Origin of the sequence: Lysobacter helvus, from assembly GCF_018406645.1 — a bacterium.
GTDB lineage: Bacteria > Pseudomonadota > Gammaproteobacteria > Xanthomonadales > Xanthomonadaceae > Noviluteimonas > Noviluteimonas caseinilytica.
In genome coordinates, this window is the sequence record NZ_AP024546.1 from 2,376,634 (window position 1) to 2,395,497 (window position 18,864).

General features: G+C 69.0%; 12 protein-coding genes. 8 read left to right on the forward strand and 4 right to left on the reverse strand.

Annotated features, from left to right (window positions below; all coding sequences use genetic code 11):
- Nucleotides 1-70: 70 nt before the first annotated feature.
- Complete coding sequence (locus LYSHEL_RS11560) at nt 71-436, reverse strand: VOC family protein (protein ID WP_213434189.1); 366 nt, start codon at nt 434-436, stop codon at nt 71-73.
- The gene (locus LYSHEL_RS11565) at nt 433-1,968 is read right to left on the reverse strand and encodes a tetratricopeptide repeat protein (RefSeq protein WP_213434190.1); all 1,536 of its coding nucleotides are present in this window, start codon (nt 1,966-1,968) and stop codon (nt 433-435) included. Before LYSHEL_RS11565 ends, LYSHEL_RS11560 begins: the two co-directional genes overlap by 4 nt.
- Nucleotides 1,969-2,093: 125 nt before the next feature.
- Between LYSHEL_RS11565 and zwf the strand changes: the two genes are divergently transcribed.
- The 6 genes from zwf to LYSHEL_RS11595 all read left to right on the forward strand — a co-directional run bounded on the left by zwf (nt 2,094) and on the right by LYSHEL_RS11595 (nt 8,178).
- Nucleotides 2,094-3,554 carry a glucose-6-phosphate dehydrogenase gene (gene zwf, locus LYSHEL_RS11570; protein WP_213434191.1) on the forward strand — a complete coding sequence of 487 codons (1,461 nt, stop codon included), beginning with the start codon at nt 2,094-2,096 and terminating at the stop codon, nt 3,552-3,554.
- Between the two features lie 3 nt (nt 3,555-3,557).
- Complete coding sequence (gene pgl, locus LYSHEL_RS11575) at nt 3,558-4,262, forward strand: 6-phosphogluconolactonase (RefSeq protein WP_213434192.1); 705 nt, start codon at nt 3,558-3,560, stop codon at nt 4,260-4,262.
- Entirely contained in the window at nt 4,262-6,166 is a 1,905-nt protein-coding gene (edd, locus tag LYSHEL_RS11580; protein ID WP_213434193.1) for a phosphogluconate dehydratase, read from the forward strand. Before pgl ends, edd begins: the two co-directional genes overlap by 1 nt.
- Complete coding sequence (gene glk / locus LYSHEL_RS11585) at nt 6,163-7,161, forward strand: glucokinase (RefSeq protein ID WP_213434194.1); 999 nt, start codon at nt 6,163-6,165, stop codon at nt 7,159-7,161. Before edd ends, glk begins: the two co-directional genes overlap by 4 nt.
- A complete protein-coding gene (locus tag LYSHEL_RS11590; RefSeq protein WP_213434195.1) occupies nt 7,158-7,817 on the forward strand; it encodes a bifunctional 4-hydroxy-2-oxoglutarate aldolase/2-dehydro-3-deoxy-phosphogluconate aldolase in 660 nt (219 codons plus the stop codon). Before glk ends, LYSHEL_RS11590 begins: the two co-directional genes overlap by 4 nt.
- A gap of 100 nt (nt 7,818-7,917) precedes the next feature.
- On the forward strand, nt 7,918-8,178 hold the full coding sequence (locus LYSHEL_RS11595; protein WP_213434196.1) for a hypothetical protein: 261 nt from the start codon (nt 7,918-7,920) through the stop codon (nt 8,176-8,178).
- A gap of 299 nt (nt 8,179-8,477) precedes the next feature.
- On the opposite strand, the gene LYSHEL_RS11600 is transcribed toward LYSHEL_RS11595, so the two are convergent.
- Nucleotides 8,478-11,261: a TonB-dependent receptor gene (locus LYSHEL_RS11600; protein WP_213434197.1), complete on the reverse strand. Its 2,784-nt coding sequence runs from the start codon at nt 11,259-11,261 to the stop codon at nt 8,478-8,480.
- A gap of 186 nt (nt 11,262-11,447) precedes the next feature.
- Here LYSHEL_RS11600 and LYSHEL_RS11605 point away from each other — a divergent pair, with 186 nt between their 5' ends.
- Together LYSHEL_RS11605 and LYSHEL_RS11610 are read left to right on the forward strand one after the other, a co-directional pair.
- Nucleotides 11,448-14,039: an alpha-amylase family glycosyl hydrolase gene (locus LYSHEL_RS11605; protein ID WP_213434198.1), complete on the forward strand. Its 2,592-nt coding sequence runs from the start codon at nt 11,448-11,450 to the stop codon at nt 14,037-14,039.
- Between the two features lie 31 nt (nt 14,040-14,070).
- Nucleotides 14,071-15,495, forward strand: a complete 1,425-nt coding sequence (locus tag LYSHEL_RS11610) for a sugar porter family MFS transporter (protein WP_213434199.1) — start codon at nt 14,071-14,073, stop codon at nt 15,493-15,495.
- Here the strand turns inward: LYSHEL_RS11610 and LYSHEL_RS11615 are convergent, their stop codons facing one another.
- Entirely contained in the window at nt 15,496-18,861 is a 3,366-nt protein-coding gene (locus LYSHEL_RS11615; protein WP_213498433.1) for an alpha-1,6-glucosidase domain-containing protein, read from the reverse strand. It abuts the gene before it with no gap.
- Nucleotides 18,862-18,864 lie beyond the last annotated feature (3 nt).

Genomic DNA, 18,864 nt, shown 5'->3' on the forward strand with positions numbered 1-18,864 from the left:
TACACCTGTCGCACTCGTCGGCGACATGCGGGGCCCCCGAGCGATCGGGGGCCCCTTTCTTTTGCGCGCGTCATTCGGGGGTGTGGCAGACCGCTTCGATGTTGTGCCCGTCGGGCCCGATGACGAACGCGCCGTAATACGCCGGGTGGTAATCGCGCGGGCCCGGTGCGCCGTTGTCGCGGCCGCCGGCGACCAGGGCCGCGGCATGGAAGGCGTGCACGTGCGCGCGATCGGCTGCCACGAAGGCGAGATGGATGCCGCCCGGAGCGGGCCCGCGATCGCCGATCCAGAACTGCGGCTGGCGCCCGCTGCCGAACATGCACCAGCCGTCGCCTTCGATCAGCACGGAGATCCCGAGCGGGGCGAGTGCGGCCGTGTAGAACGCGCGGCTGGCGGACAGGTCGCTGACATACAGGCCGACGTGGTCGAGGATCATGGGCGTGCGGTCCTTGTGGCGGGGGAAGCATCGAGCCGCGCGAGCGCCTGCTGCGCATGGCGGCGATTGGGGTAGTGGGCGAGGGTGCGGCGATACGCGTCGCGGGCGTCGTTCGCGCGGCCGAGCGATGCGTACAGGTCGCCGAGCAGTTCATCGGCGGGCAACGTGGGTGCGGGCGTGACGGCGGGTTTCGGCGTGGTCGCTTCCAGGGTGGCCGCGGCCTGCAGTTTCGTGATCGCTTCGGCCGGGTGCCCGTTCGCCTTCGCGATCGCCGATTCCAGTTCGAAGCACAAGATGTGGATGTTGCGTTCGAACGCGGCTTCCTTCGCGGCGCCCATCGCGTCCAGCAAGGCCCGCATGCGCGTCAACGCGGCGCGCGCATCGTCCATGTGCCCGAGGTGCGCGGCGCCGAGCCCATGCGCGAACTGCGCGATCGCTTCGGGCCAGGCGTACTTGTCCCAGTCCACCCACGCGGGCTGGCGCGGCACGATCGCGGCGGCGGCCTGCCAGTCGCGGCGCTCCAGCACGTAGCGCGCCTGCGTCGACGCCAGGTGGAACGCCGTCTTGAATGACGGTTGCAGGTCTTTGGTCGCCCACAATCGATCGCGTTGCGCGGCGGCCTGCGCGTCCTTGCCCTGCTGCAGCCAGGCGTACACGAGGTATTCGATCGCGTGCGGATATTCGTCCCACACGTACTGGCCCTTGTCGCCCGCGGGCACCTTCAACGCGGCCTCGGCCGCGCGCAGGTTGCCGCGCACCACGCCGTCCCAGTCGCCCAGGCGCGTGTACACGTGCGTGGGCATGTGCAGCGCGTGCGGGTTGTCGGGCGCGACGCGTTCGTAGCGACGGGTGATGTCGAGCAATTCCTTCTCGCGGCCCGGCACATCGTTGGCATGCACGATGTAATGCATTGCACCCGGATGATCCGGGTTGTGCGCGAGGATCGGCACGAGCAACGCGGCGGCGCGATCGGCATGCGTGCGGTCGATGCGGTCGGCGGGCGTGGTGGCCAGGATCGCAAGTGCGTAGAAGGCGGTGACGTCGTCGTCTTTCGGCAGTGACGCATGCAGGCGTGCGAGCGACGCTTCCCAACGATGGATGCGCGCCCAGTAATCCTCCGAGGCGGGCGTCTCGAAGAACGCGGCTGCGCTGTCGATGAAGCCGATGTCGCGCGGCGAGCTCGGTTTCAAGGCGCGCGCTTTCTGCACCTCGTCCCAGCCGAGCGTGCGGTCGGCCAGCGTCGGCCGCGTGGGCCACAGCGGCTGGAACAACGTCATCGCGATGCCCCAGTGCGCCATCGCGCAGGCGGGGTCGCGCTCGGCCACCTTGCGGAAGGCCGCGCGCGCGTCCGGATAGGTCATGTGGTGGAGCAGGGCGAGGGCGTGGTCGAAGTCGGCGCGCACCGCCGGCGCGCAATCGACGCGGAAGTCCACGTGGCCGAGGTGGCCGGCGTGCGGGGCGTCCGCGCAGGCGGGCGCGGTGCAGGCGAGCAGGGCGGCCAGGCCGGCGGCCATCGTCGAGCGTTGCGGCATCGCGCATCTCCCTGGCAGGACTGGCCGGACGATACGCCCATGCAAACGTATGCACCGCCGCCGTCACCGCAGGGAAGGCCCGGCGGGTTTATGGTGGGACCTCCCCGACGCCCCATTCAGGCCGCATGCCCGCTACGCCCGCTTCGCTGCTCGTCATCTTCGGCGCCTCCGGCGACCTCGCGCAGCGAATGCTGCTGCCGTCCCTCTACGGGTTGCAGCACGCGGCCCTGTTGCCGGCCGGCCTGCGCATCCTCGGCACCGCGCGCAGCGAGTACGAAGTCGCCGCCTTCCGCGACCTCGTCGCCGATGCCGTGCGCCGCAACGTGCCCGCCGCCGATGTCGATCCCGCTTCGCTCGACGCCTTGCTCGCGCGCCTGGACTACCAGGCCGCCGACAGCAGCGACGCCGCGTCGATGCAACGCCTCGGCGAACGCGTCACCGCGCTGCGCAACGGCGACGTCCTCTATCACCTGAGCACCGCGCCGCGCTTCTACGGCCCCATCTGCGACGCACTCGGCGCGATGGGCCTGGCCGGCCCCGGCACGCGCGTGATGCTGGAAAAACCCATCGGCCACGACCTGGCCAGCGCGATCGAGATCAATGACGGCGTCGCGCGCGTGTTCGACGAAGACCGCGTGTTCCGCACCGACCATTACCTCGGCAAGGAAGGCGTGCAGAACCTGATCGCGCTGCGCTTCGGCAACGCGATGTTCGAACCGCTGTGGAATGCGCGCCACATCCAGCAAGTGCAGATCACCGTGGCCGAGACCGTCGGCGTGGAAGGCCGCGGCGATTACTACGACACCTCCGGCGCCACGCGCGACATGCTGCAGAACCACTTGCTGCAGTTGTTGTGTCTCACCGCGATGGAGCCGCCCGCGCGCTTCGAACCCACGGCGGTGCGCAACGAGAAGATCAAGGTGCTGCGTTCGCTGCGCCGCATCGGGCGCAACGAAGTGCAGGCCGAAACCGTCGCCGGCCAGTACACCTCCGGCGCTGTGGGCGCGAAGGTCGTGCCGGGCTACATCGACGAACTCGGCCATCCGAGCCGCACGGAAACCTTCGTCGCGCTGCGCGCGCACATCGACAACTGGCGCTGGTCCGGCGTGCCGTTCTACCTGCGTACGGGCAAGCGCATGGCGCGGCGGTCTACGGAAATCCACCTGCAGCTGAAGTCCGTGCCGCATTCGATCTTCGATCCCGGCGCGCACATCGCGCCGAACGCGCTCACCATCCGCCTGCAGCCCGACGAACGCATCGAGCTGCGCGTGATGAGCAAGACGCCGGGCCTGGATCGCGCGGGCATGCGCCTGTCGGAGGTCGAACTGGACCTCGACATGCACGAAGAATTCGCCGATTCCACGCGGCGTCCCGCGTACGAGCGCCTGTACATGGATGCGCTGGAAGGCAACGGCACGCTGTTCGTGCGCCGCGACGAGACCGAAGCCGCGTGGGAATGGGTGGACGCGATCCTCGACGGCTGGCGCGCCGCCGACGTACGCCCGCGCCCGTATCCCGCCGGCACGTGGGGCCCGGCCAGCGCGATCGCGATGACCGAGCGCCACGGCCACACCTGGCGCGAGTAGACGATGGCCTGGACCGAGCACGTGTACGAGGATGCGGATGCGCTGGGCGCGGCGCTCGCCACGGTGCTCGAAGAGACCTGCCGCACCGCGCTCGCCGAACGCGGCCGCGCGCACCTGGCCCTCGCCGGCGGGCGCACGCCGTTCCCCGCGTATCGCCGCCTCGCGCAACGGCCGCTCGAATGGCGACACGTGCAGGTGCTGCCCACCGACGAACGCTGCGTGCCGCACGATCACCCGGCGGCCAACATCACCGAGTTGCGCAAGGCCTTCGCCGACGCCGAGGGGTTGCTGCTGGAATCGCTGACGGTGGAATCCGGCGATCCCGCCCAATCCGAAGCGCAGGCCTGCCGCTTGCTCGCGTTCCAGCCCGATGCGTTCGATGCCGTCGTCGTCGGCATGGGGATGGATGCGCACACCGCGTCGCTGTTCCCGGGTGCGAAGCAACTGCCCGCCGCACTCGATCCGGCCAGCGTGCTCGATGCCTGCCGCATCGATCCCGATCCGCTGCCGCCCGAAGCCCCGTTCCCGCGCATCACGCTCACCCTGGCGCGCCTGCTGCGCACGCGCTCGCTGCACCTCGCGCTCAGCGGCGAAGGGAAGCATGATGTGCTGCGCGTCGCGCAGTCTTCGCAGGATGCGTTGCGCCACCCGATCGCCGCACTGCTGAACGCGCCCGACCAGATCGTGCACGTGCACTGGAGTCCCTGATGTCCCTGCATCCCGTGGTCGCGCGCGTCACCGCGCGCATCGCCGAACGCAGCCGCGACACGCGCGCCGATTACCTGGCCCGCCTGGACGCCGCTGTCTCCGACCATCCAGCCCGCCAGCACCTGAGCTGCGGCAACCTCGCGCACGGATTCGCCGCGGCCGGCGACGACAAGCCGCGCCTGCGCGGCGGATCCACCGGCAACATCGGCATCGTCACCGCGTACAACGACGTGATCTCCTCGCACCAGCCGATGGAGACCTACCCGACGCTCATCCGCATGGCCGCGCGCAACGCCGGCGGCAGCGCGCAGGTGTGCGGTGGCGTGCCCGCGATGTGCGACGGCGTGACGCAGGGCCGCACCGGCATGGAGCTGTCGTTGTTCTCGCGCGACACCATCGCGCTGGCGACGGCCGTGTCGTTGTCGCATGACATGTTCGACGCCGTGCTGTGCCTGGGCGTGTGCGACAAGATCGTGCCGGGGCTGCTCATCGGCGCGTTGAGCTTCGGACACCTGCCGACGATCTTCGTGCCGTCGGGCCCGATGCGCCGCGGCTTGTCGAACAAGGAAAAGGCCGCGGTCCGCCAGCGTTACGCGGAAGGCAAGGCCACGCGCGAGGAATTGCTGGAAGCCGAAGCCGCGTCTTACCACTCGCCGGGCACGTGCACGTTCTACGGCACGGCCAATTCCAACCAGGTGCTGATGGAAGCGATGGGCCTGCACATGCCGGGCACCGCGTTCGTCAATCCCGGCACGCCGTTGCGCGATGCGCTCACGGTGGCGGCGACGGAACAGGTGCTGCGCATCACCGCGCTCGGCGACGACTATCGACCGCTGGGCCGCACCGTCGACGAACGCGCGATCGTGAACGCGATGGTGGCGCTGGCCGCGACCGGCGGTTCGACGAACCACGCGATCCATCTCGTCGCGATGGCGCGCGCCGCCGGCCTGCGCATCGACTGGAACGACCTCGACGAACTCTCGCGCATCACGCCGTTGCTGGTACGCGCGTATCCGAACGGCGCCGCCGACGTGAACGGCTTCCACGACGCGGGCGGCATCGGTTTCGTGATCCGTGAACTGCTCGACGCCGGCCGCATGCACGCCGACATCGCCTGCGTGCACGGGGGCGACCTGCGCCAGCAGACGCTCGAGCCGTACCTCGACGGCACCGCGCTGAAATGGCGCGAGCCCGTCGCGCAAACCCGCGACCCCACCGTCGTGCGCCCCGCAGCCGATCCTTTCGATTCGGAAGGCGGCCTGCGCAAGCTCGACGGCAACCTCGGGCGCGGCGTCGTCAAGGTGTCCGCCGTCGACCCCGCGCATCGCACGATCGAAGCGCCCGCGCGCGTGTTCGAATCGCAGGATGCATTGCTCGATGCGTTCAAGGCCGACCAGCTGCAGGGCGATTTCGTCGCGGTGATCCGCGGCCAGGGCCCGCGCGCGAACGGCATGCCGGAACTGCACAAGCTCACGCCCACCTTGTCTGCGATGCAGGACCGCGGGCAGCGCGTGGCGTTGCTCACCGACGGTCGCATGTCCGGCGCCTCGGGCAAGGTGCTCGCCGCGATCCATGTCACGCCGGAAGCCGCCGACGCGGGCCCGATCTCGCGCCTGCGCGACGGCGACCGCATCCGCATCGATGCCGAGGCGGGCGTGATGGAAGCCAGGGTCGACGCCACCGAATGGAACGCGCGCACGCCGCACGTCGCCAACCTCGCCGCCAACCGCCACGGCATGGGGCGCGAACTGTTCGCGCTGATGCGCGCGCAGGTGGGCACGGCGGAGGAGGGCGGCAGTGCGCTGTTCATCGACGAATCGGTGCACGATGCGCAGCGCGGCCTCGGCGTCCCGCCGACCGCGCGCGTCACGCCCTCGGCCGACTTCGGACTGGACCTGGCATGAGCGACAAGACCTGCGCCCCGGACGTTGCGTTGATCGCCGACATCGGCGGCACCAACGCGCGCTTCGCGCTCACCGACCTCGATGCGCCGTCGCCGACGCTGCGCGAACCCCTGGCGCTGCCCGCGTCCGAATACGCGAGCCTGCAACACGCCGCGGAGCATTACCTCGAACAAGTCGGCGTGCTGCCCAAACGCGGCGCATTTGCCGTGGCCAGCCCCGCCGATCGCGACGAGATCAGACTCACCAACCGCGCGTGGTCCTTCAGCCGCAGCGAACTGCAGCGCGTGCTGGGCTTCGACGAACTGCGCGTCATCAACGATTTCGGCGCCGTCGGTTGGGCCGTGCCCGGCCTCACCGCCGCGGATCGCACCGTGTTGCATGGCCCGACGTCCGGCCCGTTGAAAGGCCCCGTCACGATCATCGGCCCCGGCACCGGCCTGGGCGTCGCGTTGCTCGTCGGAAGCGAAGACACCGGCTGGCAGGTGGTCGAAACCGAAGGCGGGCACGTGAGCTTCGCGCCGCTCGGCGACGAAGAACAGGCGATCGCGCGCTGGCTCACCGCGCAGTTCGGCCGCACGTCCAACGAACGCGTGCTGTGCGGCGCGGGCCTGGCGCACATCGATGCGGTGTTGCGTGGCGCCACGCACGACGTCGCGACGAAGGTGACGCTGCGCGAACCGGCCGACATCGTCGCCTCCGCGCTCGAAGGCCACGACGTCGCCGCGCGTCGCTCGCTCGCGCGCTTCTGCGCCGTGCTGGGCAGCGTGGCGGGCGATGCGGCGCTGATCCATGGCGCGCGCACCGTCGTGATCGCCGGCGGCATGGTGCCGCGCTTCGTGCCGTTCCTGCGCAGCAGCGCCTTCCGCGAACGCTTCCTCGCCAAGGGCCGGTTCGCCGCGTGGCTGGAATCGGTCGCCATCCATGTCATCACCCACCCGCGGCCCGGCCTGCTCGGCGCCGCGATGGCCCTGCGCAATGCACGGAGGACGCCATGACGCTCTGGAATCCCGATTCGCGCCGCGACGCCGTGGACGCGATCCTCGCCCGCGCACCGGTCGTGCCGGTGGTGCAGATCGACCACGTCGACGATGCCGTGCCGCTCGCACGCGCGCTGGTCGATGGCGGCTTGCCGGTCCTCGAGATCACCCTGCGCACGCAGGCCGCGCTTGAATCGATCGCGCGCATCGCACGCGACGTGCCCGATGCGATCGTCGGCGCCGGCACGGTGCTGACGAGCGCGGACCTCGTGTCGGTGGTGTCGGCCGGCGCGAAGTTCGCCTTCTCGCCCGGCACCACCGAAGCGCTCTACACCGCCGCATCGACGGCCGAGATCCCGTTGATCCCCGGCATCGCGACCGCGAGCGAACTCATGCGCGGCCTGGAACTCGGCCACACCCGCTTCAAGTTCTTCCCCGCCGAAGCCGCCGGCGGCGTCGGCGCCCTGCGCGCCTTCGCCGGCCCGTTCGCGCACGCGAAGTTCTGCCCCACGGGCGGCATCGATGCAGAGAAGGCCCCCGCTTACCTCGGCTTGCACAACGTCCTGACGGTGGGCGGCTCGTGGATGGTCCCGAAGATCGCCCTGGCCGCACGCGACTGGTCGATCGTCTATCGCGTCGCACGCGAAGCCACCTTCCTGCGCGCCGCAAGCTGACGCCCGCGTTTCGGAAATCCCCGACGCGCGCTCGCGCGTTCCGCCGATCGCCTGCCAATCGCGACGACCCCACGCTGGGCTCCATCACAAGGAGCCCCGCATGCACGTCTACGCGATCAAGGCAGACCTCATCCACCTGGGCATGAAGGAAGGCGAAGTCCGCGAAGCCCTCGGCCCCCCGTACCTCGTCCAGCTGGCCGGCGCCTGCATGGTCTACCGCTGGCAGGACGCCTACCTCGAAGCCGACGCCAACGAATGGCTCCGCATCCGCCTCAAGCGCGTAAGAGGACAATCCCTCGCGCAAGCCGTCGTGGACCAGGTAGAAGGCCGTTGCAACGGCATCGCGATCGCAATGCCCTGACCCGCTCTTGCTTGCCGCGAAAGAAATGATTGGGTTGGCGTGCGTTACCACGCACGCCAGCGAACCCAGGCAACGGTCGGCCCCTTGATCGAAAAGGCTCGAAAGGTGATGCCCCAGCCCGTGGCGGGGTGAGAATTTTCGCCGCCACGTCGGCGAGAAATTCTTACCCCGCCGCGGGTTCGGGCGACGCGGACTTCACCCCAGGCGGGCTTCTGCAGAGATGCCAAGCAGCACCCAAAAAAATCCCCCGCCGTTGGCACGGCAGGGGAAGGAGGGGTTCCACGTTTTGTCGCGATGGATCAGAACTTGTAGCTGACACCCACCAGGTAAGTCCGCCCCCACTCGATGTTCTCGAGCGGACGGTCCTTGGTCTGCGCGTACGTGCGATAGCCCGAGTTCGTCAGGTTGCTCGCCTGGAACAGCATCGTCACACCCTTCAACGCCGAATCCGGCGCGAACGAATAGCTCACCTGCGCATCGGTGATGTCCTCGCCCTCCACGAAGCGCAGCGTGCGCTCCGCAGCGAAGTTGCCGATCTCGCCGATGAAGTCCGAACGCCAGCGCTGGTTGATGCGGGCCTCGAAACCACTGCGCGCGTAGTACGCCGTCAGGTTGTAGACGTTCTTGGACAGGCCCGGCAGCATGATGTCGTCCGTGCCCACGCTCGACTGCACCGACGGATCCGGCGGCAGCGAAATGTTGCTGTCGAAGTAGCTCGCGCTGGCCACGACGCCGAAGCCTTCGGCCGCCTGCCAGAACAGGTCGAGCGGCAGCGACGCGGTGAGCTCGATGCCCTTCAGGTTGCCGCCCTTGCCGTTGACGGGCTGGGAGAACTGGCCGAACGGCGTGGACACCAGCGCCTGCTGGTCCAGCGGCATCTGCGCGATGAACTGCGAGAAGTCGCGCGTGACCGACTGCGTGACCACGTACGTCGTCAGGTCCTTGTAGAACGCCGCGGCCGAAACGTAGCCCTTCGTGCCGCTGAAGTACTTTTCGTAGCTGATGTCGAACGCGTTGGCCTTCCACGGATCCAGCTGCGGGTTGCCGCCCGAACCGCCCGGCACGCCCGTCGCCGTGCTGATGCCGAACTCGAACGACGCGCGCATCTGGTCGAGGCGGGCACGTGCGATCTGGCGCGCCGCGGCGAAGCGCAGCGTCTGGTCATGCGAGAACGAGAACGCGAGGTTCATGCTCGGCAGCCAGTCGGTGTAGGTCTTGCCGTCCTCGTACGGGCGGGAGTTCAGGCCGACCGGCTGCGAGGCGTCCCAGTAGTTCGACGCGGACGACTGGTCGGTGTGCTGCATCTGCACGCCGATGTTGCCGCGCACCGGGATCGAACCCCACGTGGTGTCGATGTTGCCCTTCAGCCAGCCGGTGGAGATCGTCTCGTACACGGTCCAGGCCTTGGCCACGAGGTACGACGCGTTCTCGTCCGGCGCGAACGTCATGTAGCGCGCGACGGCGCCCGGCACGTTCCAGGACGGGATGTAGCCGACGCCCGCGAAGTTGAGGTCGACCAGGCCGTACTGCAGGTCCGCGCCGACCGGCGTCGGGCCCTGCGGACCGAGGTTGATGTTGCCTTCGGGCTGGTGCTTGGTCTTCTCGCGGTCGCCGTAATGGGCGCCGACGTCCCAGTCCGCGAACACGCTGGCCAGGAACGGCGAGTCGAAGTTCGCGTTGACCTTGAAGCCCACCAGTTCATCGACCACGCGCGGCGTCTTGCCGTAACCCGAGCCGTAGATCGTGTTGGCGAGGAACAGCGAGCCCGGGTTGGAGTAGTCGCGCTGCGGATGGATTGTGGCGAAACCGGATTCCGGGAAGTTGAGGGACAGCGTGTCGAACTGCGGGTTGGGCAGCAGCTGCGTGTTGTTCTCCAGCTGCACTTCGTCGCGGTTGGACTTGGACCAGCTCAGGTCGGCGGTCAGGTTGACCTTGTCCAGCTTGAACTCGTTGCCCCAGCCCACGCCGTTGATCGTGTCCTGGCGCTTCTCGTACATGCCGCGCACGAGCGGGTAGGCGTTGGTCAGCGTGCCGCCCGTGAGCGTGCCGTTGCCGTTGATGGTGGGCGACCAGACCTGCGCGTCGGGGTTGCCGTTGTAGTTGAAGTTGGCTTCGAACTGGTTGGCGGTGTCTTCCTGCATCGCGGAGGTGTGGAAGATGTCCAGCGTGGACGTCCACTCGGCGATCGGCGCGAACTGCACCGTGCCCATCACCGCGTTGCGGCGGATGTAGCCCGTGCGGCGCAGCGCCTTGCCACCGTCGGTGACATGCACGTTCGCCGGCACGCCGTTGCGGCCGCCGGTCTGCCACGGCTCGTACAGGCCGGTCTGTTCCTCCTGGATCGGCGTGTCCGAATGCGAGAAGCCGATCGCCAGGCCGATGTCGCCGCCGGCGAACTTGGTGATGGCGCTGGCGTTGATGCGGTTGCCGTCGCCGTCGGCGTTGGCGGCCGACCCCAGCGAGTTGCGCTGGTAGCGCGCGCTCACGGCGTACACGGGCTTTTCGAAGTCGAGCGGGCGCACGGTGCGCATGTCGATCGTGCCCGACAGGCCCTGGCCGACGAGGCCGGCGTCCGGCGTCTTGTACACGGTCACGCCGGCCATGAGTTCGGACGGGTACTGGTCGAATTCGACGCTGCGGTTGTCGCCGGTGCTCACCATCTCGCGGCCGTTGAGCAGCGTGGTGGAGAAGTCGGGCGACAGGCCACGCACGCTGATGACCTGCGCGCGGCCGCCGACGCGCTGCGCGGCGAGGCCGGGCAGGCGGGAGATGGATTCTGCGATCGAGACGTCGGGCAGCTTGCCGATGTCTTCGGCCGAGATCGCTTCCACGATGGACGTGGACTGCTGCTTGGTCTGGATGGCGTTTTCGATACCGGCGCGGATGCCGGTGACCTCGACGGTCTGGAGCTGGCGGGCCTGGGCCTGCGCCGGCGTTTCCTTCTTCGCGTCGGCCGGCTTCGTCGCCGTCGTGTCCTGGTCGGACGTGGTGGCCGGCGCGGTCTGCGCGAAGGCCCCGGTGGCCAGCATCATCGTGGCCGAAGCCAGCGCGACGCTCAGCAGGTTTCTCTTGAGTTGCTGCATTGCTCCCCTCCCAAGTGGATGTACCAAGAAAGTCCCGGCCCCTGCCCGGAACAAGTCGTGCCGGGAGCATAGGCGCAGGGCTTGCGCTGCAAGCTTTTTTGCATACGTATTCATTGGTTCCGCCTGTCGGCCCGGCGGACGGCGGTCGCGGGTGCGTGGAATAGTCCGCGGGGCAAAGGGGGGCGGATGGCGCGCACGAGGTGGATCGCAAGCGGTGCCCTGTTCGCTTCCGCGCTGGCGGTGGCGGGGACGCCCGTGGGCCCGCTGCACGTGCCCTCGCCGGACTGGCGCGACCAGGTCCTGTACTTCCTGATGATCGATCGCTTCGACGACGCCGACCGCACCAACAGCGACCAGCACGCGGCTGAATACGATCCCGCGGACAACGCGAAATACAGCGGCGGCGACCTGCGCGGCGTGCAGCGCCGCCTCCCGTACATCCAGGGCCTGGGCTTCACCGCGGTGTGGATCACGCCGCCGGTGGCCAACCAGTGGTGGAACCCGCAGGCGCATTACGGCGGTTACCACGGCTACTGGGCGACGGACTTCAGCGCGATCGACGCGCACTTCGGCACCAAGGCGGATTACGCCAACCTGTCGAAGGCGTTGCACGGCGCGGGGATGTACCTCGTGCAGGACATCGTGGTGAACCACACCGCGAACTACCTGCGGTACGACAAGACGTGGACGGCAAGCGATCCGGCAAGGGGCGTCGACTTCGTGCGCGACACGCAAGGCCGCACCGCGCCGGTGCAGTCGCCGTTCGACCGCAACGACCCGCGCGATCCCGCGCAGGCGCGCGAGGCGATCTATCACTGGACGCCGGACATCGTCGATTTCGCCAACGAGACGCAACGCCTCACGTGGCAGCTCGCCGGCCTCGACGACATGGACACCGACAACCCGGTGGTGCGCGCCGCGTTGCGGAAGTCGTACGGCGACTGGATCCGCGAAGCGGGCGTGGATGCGTTCCGCGTCGACACCGCGCTCTACGTGCCGCCGGCGTTCTTCCAGGATTTCCTCGAGGCCGACGATCCGAAGGCACCCGGCGTGCTGCGCGTGGCGCGCGAAACCGGGCGCAAGGACTTCCACGTGTTCGGCGAAGCGTTCGCGATGGACAAGCCCTTCGACGACACGCAATCGAAGCGCATCGCGGCCTACATGCGGATGCCCGACGGCACGCCGTTGATGCCGGGCATGCTGGATTTCCCGTTGTATGCCACCGCGACCGATGTGTTCGCGCGCGGCGCGCCGACGGCGCAGCTCGGTGATCGCATCGCGCGGCGCATGCGGGACTTCGCCGATCCGTGGCGCATGGTGACCTTCATCGACAACCACGACGTCGATCGTTTCCTGTCCGCCGGCGACGAGGCCGGATTGAAACAGGCGTTGCTGATGCTGATGACGCTGCCGGGGATTCCGGCGGTGTGGCAGGGGACGGAGCAGGGCTTCACCGAACAGCGGGCGGCGATGTTCGCCGGTGGTTATGGATCGAACGGGCGCGATCACTTCGATGCGGAGGCGCCGCTCGCGCAATACCTCAAGCAGGTGATCGCGTTGCGGCGCAGCGACAAGGTGTTCTCGCGCGGGACGCCGAAGGTGGTGCGCGATAGTCCGGTCGGCCCCGGCGTGCTGGCGTACACGATGCGGGGCGCGGATGGCGACGCGCGCCTGGTGGTGTTCAACACCGCGGCGCATCCGGTGCTGGTGGACAACCTGGAGACAGGCGTCGCGGGAATCGACGAATGGCAGGCGATGTTCGCCCTGGGCGGCGCCCTGGGCGACCAGCCGGTGATCGATCGCCGCATGACGCTGGTGCTGCCGCCACGCTCGGCGTATGTCTGGAAGGAAGTCACGCGGGAGTCCTCCGCAATCTCCAACGCCGTGGTTCCGATGCTTGCGCCGCTGGACCGCGATCGCTTCGCCGGCGATTTCGACGTGCACGGAGCGTTGCCGGACGGCCTTGCGCCGACGGCGGTGCGCATCGTGGTGGACGACGACCTGGCGCACGCGATCCCGGTGACGCCCCGTGCATCGGCATGGACCGCGCGCATCGATACGAGCGCGATGCTCGATCCGGCAGTGCCGCACAGCGTGGTGGCGTGGGTGCCGGGCGGGGCGTCGGCGCGCCGGACCTTCCGCGTCGATCGCCAATGGGTGCGCGTCGCTTCCGTCGAAGATCCCCACGACGACGATGCTGGCCCCGACGGCCGTTACACCTATCCGTCCGACGCCAGCTACGCCCCGCGCCAGGGCGACATCGAACACGTGGACGTGTTCACCGCCGGCGCGTCGCTGAAGATCGTCGTGCGCATGCGCGCCATCTCGACGCCCTGGAATCCGCCGAACGGCTTCGACCACGTTGCGTTTTCGCTCTTCGTCGAGGTGCCGGGCGCAGGCGAGGGCGCGCGCGCCATGCCGCAGCAATTCGCCGAGCTGCCCGATGGCATGCGCTGGCACTACCGCGTGCGCGCGAACGGCTGGTCGAATGCGGCATTCACTTCGCACGGCGCGACCGCCACCGCGGACGGCACGCCCGCACCGGCGCCGAAGCTCGACGTCGACGCCGCCGTGCGCACCATCACCTTCACGATTCCCGCGTCCGCCCTCGGCCGCCCGCGCACCCTGCAGGGCGCGCGCGTGCACGTGACGACGTGGGACTACGACGGCGGGTACCGTGCGCTCGCACCGGTGGCCGGTCCGCATGCCTTCGGCGGCGGCGATCCGGCGCGCGATGCACGCATCCTCGATACCGTTGGCCCCATTCGTCTGCCATGACCATTTCGAACACCAGAGGGGAATCGATGCAATGAACACCACACCATCGGCCGTGGCCGCGCAGGAACAGCACGCGACCATCCGCGTGCTGCTGATTTCCGCGGCGGCCGCGCTGGGCGGCTTCCTCTTCGGCTTCGATACCGCCGTGATCAACGGCGCGGTCGATTCGATCCGCGGGGCGTTCGGCCTGAGTGCGGTCGCGACGGGCTTCGCCGTGTCGTGCGCGCTGCTCGGCTCCGCGCTCGGCGCGTGGTACGCCGGCCCGCTCGCCGATCGCTACGGGCGCGTGCAGACGATGCGCGTGGCGGCCGCGTTGCTCGCGGTGAGCGCGCTCGGCTCCGGCCTCGCGTTCGGCATGTGGGACCTGATCCTGTGGCGCATCGTGGGGGGCATCGGCGTCGGCGTCGCTTCGGTGATCGCGCCGACCTACATCGCCGAAGTCTCGCCGGCGCACGTGCGCGGGCGGCTCGGGTCGATGCAGCAGCTCGCGATCGTGCTCGGCATCTTCGTGGCATTGCTCAGCGACGCCTGGCTGGCGAACATCGCCGGCGGCGCGTCGCATCTGTTGTGGCTGGGCCAGGAAGCGTGGCGCTGGATGTTCCTCGTCGCCGTGGTGCCGGCGCTGGTCTACGGCGCGCTGGTGTTCGGCGTGCCGGAATCGCCGCGCCACCTCGTCGCCAAGGGCCGCATGGCCGAAGCGAAGGATGTGCTGCGCCAGGTGCTCGGCCTGCACAGCGATGCCGCGCTGGACGCGAAGGTCGAGGACATCCACCAGAGCCTGAAGACCGAAGCGCGCCCGGTGCTGCGCGACCTGCGCGGCCCGCGCATGGGCCTGCTGCCGATCGTGTGGGTGGGCATCCTGCTGTCGGTGTTCCAGCAGTTCGTCGGCATCAACGTGATCTTCTACTACTCGTCGACGTTGTGGCATTCGGTGGGCTTCAGCGAAGCCGATTCGTTCTCGATCACGGTGGCCACCTCGGTGGTCAACGTGCTGGTGACGCTGGTGGCGATTGCGCTGGTCGACAAGGTGGGGCGCAAGCCGTTGCTGCTGGTCGGTTCGGCGGGCATGGCGGTCACGCTGGGCGCGATGGCCGTGGCGTTCTCGCACGCGATCGGGAGCGGGGCGGACATCTCGTTGCCGGGCCACTGGGGCGTGATCGCGCTGATCGCCGCCAACCTCTACGTCGTGTTCTTCGGCCTGAGCTGGGGCCCGATGGTGTGGGTGTTGCTGGGCGAGATGTTCCCGAACCGCATCCGCGCGATCGCGCTAGCCGTCGCGGCCTCCGCGCAATGGCTGGCGAACTTCGCGATCACCGTGACGTTCCCGAGCCTGGCCGAGATGGGGCTGACGTTCGCCTATGGCCTGTACGCGGCGTTCGCGGTGATCTCGTACATCTTCGTCCTGCGCGCGGTGAAGGAGACCAAGGGCATGGAACTCGAGGACATGACGGGCTGATCAGCGCGGGAACGCCCACGTCAGGAATCCCGGCAGCATCGCCGCCCACGAGGTCTGGCGATGCCTGCCGCCTTCGAGCGGGACCACCTTGATTTCGCGCGCGCCCTTCGATCGCAGCAACGCGGCCAGGTCCTGCACGTCGTCGACGACATCGATGATGCCGTCGCCGTCGCGATCATCGGTTTCCTCGGCAGTGCCGGGCGCGAAGTACGCGCGGAACGAAGGCGGCGTCCTGCCGCGTTCGACCAGCATCGGGGCGATGCGCTGCGTCGGGTCCTTCGCCTCCGCGGGCAGCCAGAACGACGGCGAGAACGCGCCGACGCGGCCGAACACGTCGGGGTAGTTCCAGCCCAGCGAGAACGCGTTGATGCCGCCCAGCGACCAGCCGAGGATCGCGCGGCCTTCGGGCGTGCGCTGCGTGCTGAACTTGTCGTCGATGAACGGCACGAGCGTGTGCGCGACCCATTCCGAATACGCCTGCGCGTTGGCGCCGACCGCGCCGTACTTCGTGTTCGCGACGACGCTGTGCTTCGCGTTGCGATCGGCCAGCCCGTAGGCCGCCAGGCGATCCTTCGGCATGTGGATGGCGACGAGGAGGAACGGGCGGATCGCCTTGTCGCGGTCGAGGCGTTCGATGGTCGGCAGTGCGTCGACGGCGACGAGGTCCTGGCCATCGTCGAAATACAGCACCGGATAGCGCTGCCGTGCGTCGTAGCCGCGGGGCAGTTGCACGTCGACGGTGATGGGTTCTTCGTCCTTCAACGTCGCGGACAACTGGTAGGTGCGCAGCGCGGGCAGGGCGCTCTCGCCCTGCACGAACACGACGGCGGTGCGCGGCGGGATCGTGAAGCGGCCGGTCGCGCGGTCGAAGCGGGCGTCGCGGGCGCGCTTGTCGGTGGCGTCGGGGGCCAGGTGTACGGGGTGCAAGGTCCACGGTTCACCGTGGGAATCCGGCAACACCACGCTGCGGGCTTCCGTCGCGGCGTTGAGGAAGTATTGGATCGCCGGATAGTTCGCACCGTCGAGCACGCGACCTTCCAGGCGGCCGGCGATCAGGTCCGGCGTGCCGGTGTCCGGGAAGCGCAGGCGCGCGCGGACTTCATCGGTCGTGGGCAGCGAGAACAACGCGCTGCCCGAGCGGATGCGCAGCAGGTCGCGGAACGCATCCCGCATCCACGCGATGTCCGCAGGCGCGGGCTTGATGTGCGCCGCTTCGGCGAGCAGCGGCCGCATCGCGTCGTAATCCACGCCGTTGTCCTGCGCGGGCGGCAGGCCGATGCCGAAGCCGTTGTCCCGGTACGTCCAGTCGAGACGGTTGAACGCATCGCCGGAGTCGTAGCTGTTGCGATCCAGCGACTTCGACCGCAGCACATCGATGCCCGCGTGGTAGTACGCGGTGCCCTGGCTGAAGGCGACGACCGCGGCGCCGAGCAGCTGCACGCGCGCGCGTTCAGCGAGCGACGTGTCGCGCGGCAGCTTCCACGCGTTGATGTCGAACAGCGTCTGGTTGTCGTGGTTCTCGACGTAGTTGACGACCTCGCTCGGCTGCGTGGCGTAGCCGGCGGGCTGGCCGTTGTAGTCCACCTTCGACAGCGGCGTGCCGGACGGGAGTTCGTAATCCTTCAACGTGCCTGCGAGGCCGACGCGCACCAGGTCGGCGCTGCGTGCATCCGCGCCGCCACTGATCCAGCCCTTCGCCTCCGCGAGCGCAGGCGCGTGGTCGCCGGGCCCGCCGCCGCGCACCGCGTCGCGCGCGCGATCGCTGAAGGTGCCGATGCCCGTGCCGCCCAGCGACAGCTGCGAGGCCTGCACGAAGCGCTTGCCGTCCGCCACTTCGCCGAAGTTCCAGCCTTCTCCGATCAGCGGGATGTCGCGGCCCGTGGCGGCCTTCAACGCGCGCTGCAGGTCTTCCATCACGGCGCGCGGCTGGTGGCCCATCAGGTCGAAGCGGAACGAATCGATGTGGTAATCGCGCGCCCATTGCACGACCGAATCGCGCATCAGCTTCGCCATCATCCGGTGTTCGGTGGCGGTGTTGGCGCAGCAGGTGGAATTGGCGACGGCGCCGTTCGCGTCGAGGCGGTGGTAGTAGCCGGGGACGATGCGGTCGAGCACCGAATTCGCGGCCTGGCCCGATGCCGTGGTGTGGTTGTAGACGACGTCCATGCCGACCCGCAGGCCGATGGCGTGCAGCGCTTTTACCATGGCGCGGAATTCGCGCACGCGCGTGTCGCCGTCGGGATCGGTCGCGTAACTGCCCTCGGGCGCATTGAAGTGGAACGGTTCGTAGCCCCAGTTGAAGCAATCGTGGGCCTTGTCGCCCTTCGGATCGCAGTGGCGCTCGGGCACGGAAGCGAAATCGAACACCGGCAGCAGGTGCACGTCGGTCACGCCCGCGTCGGCGAGCGCGCGCAGGTGGCGCATGCCGTTGGACTGCGTGTCGGTGAAGGCGAGGTACTTGCCGCGGTGTGCGGCGGGCACGCTGGGATCGTCGCGGGAGAAGTCGCGGACGTGGAGTTCGTAGATGACGCTGGTGCGCGGCGACGGCGCGTGGTCGCCGTGCCACCCGGCGTCGTCGTCCACTTCCGTGCGCGCGACGAAACTGCGCGCGCCGTCGGCGGCCAGCGCATCCGAATATGGATCGGTGACGCGGTTGCGCACCAGGCCGACGCCGGGCACGTCGACGTCGACGAGGAAGAGGTAATAGCGCGGCCCGGGAATCATCGACACGGTGGTCGACCACACGCCGCTCGCGGGGTCGCGCACCATCGGGACGCGCGAACGCGATGCGCCACGCGGCGTGTCGTACAGGCATAGCGCGACGGTGCGGGCCGTCGGCGCCCAGAGGGCGAAGGGGATGCTGTCGTAGGCGAGGTCGTGCGTGCCGAGGACGACCTTGTCCGCGGCGTCGGCGTAGAGCGCGTCGAGGGCGCCGGGGGTTTGCAGGTGCGTGCGGTCGGTGACGTGGCCGCGGGCGTCGAGGCGTTCGATGACCACGTCGTTGCGCAGCAACGCACGGACGTTGGTGTTGGTGGGGACGCGGAGGTGCGGGCCTTCGCCGATGAATTTGAAGGCGTCGGGGAGGGGTGTGTTGTCCGGCGTTAGCGGGATGGGGGCGCGGCCTGGCGTGGCGAGGCGATAGCTCGCGGAAAGGACCCTCCCGGCCTCCCCCTGCCTTCGCAGGGGGAGGAGTAAGCGGGGTTGGCCAGGCGATCGATTGCGCGTCCAGCCAATATGCGCGGGCGTCAGTGGCTTTCGACGCCGCAGGCGCCAGCACCGTAGACGGCGCAGGGTTATCGCAATCGGCTTGCGTGGGCTGCCCCGCGAACGCCGGCGCGGCGCACACGCACGCCACGCCCAACGCAATGA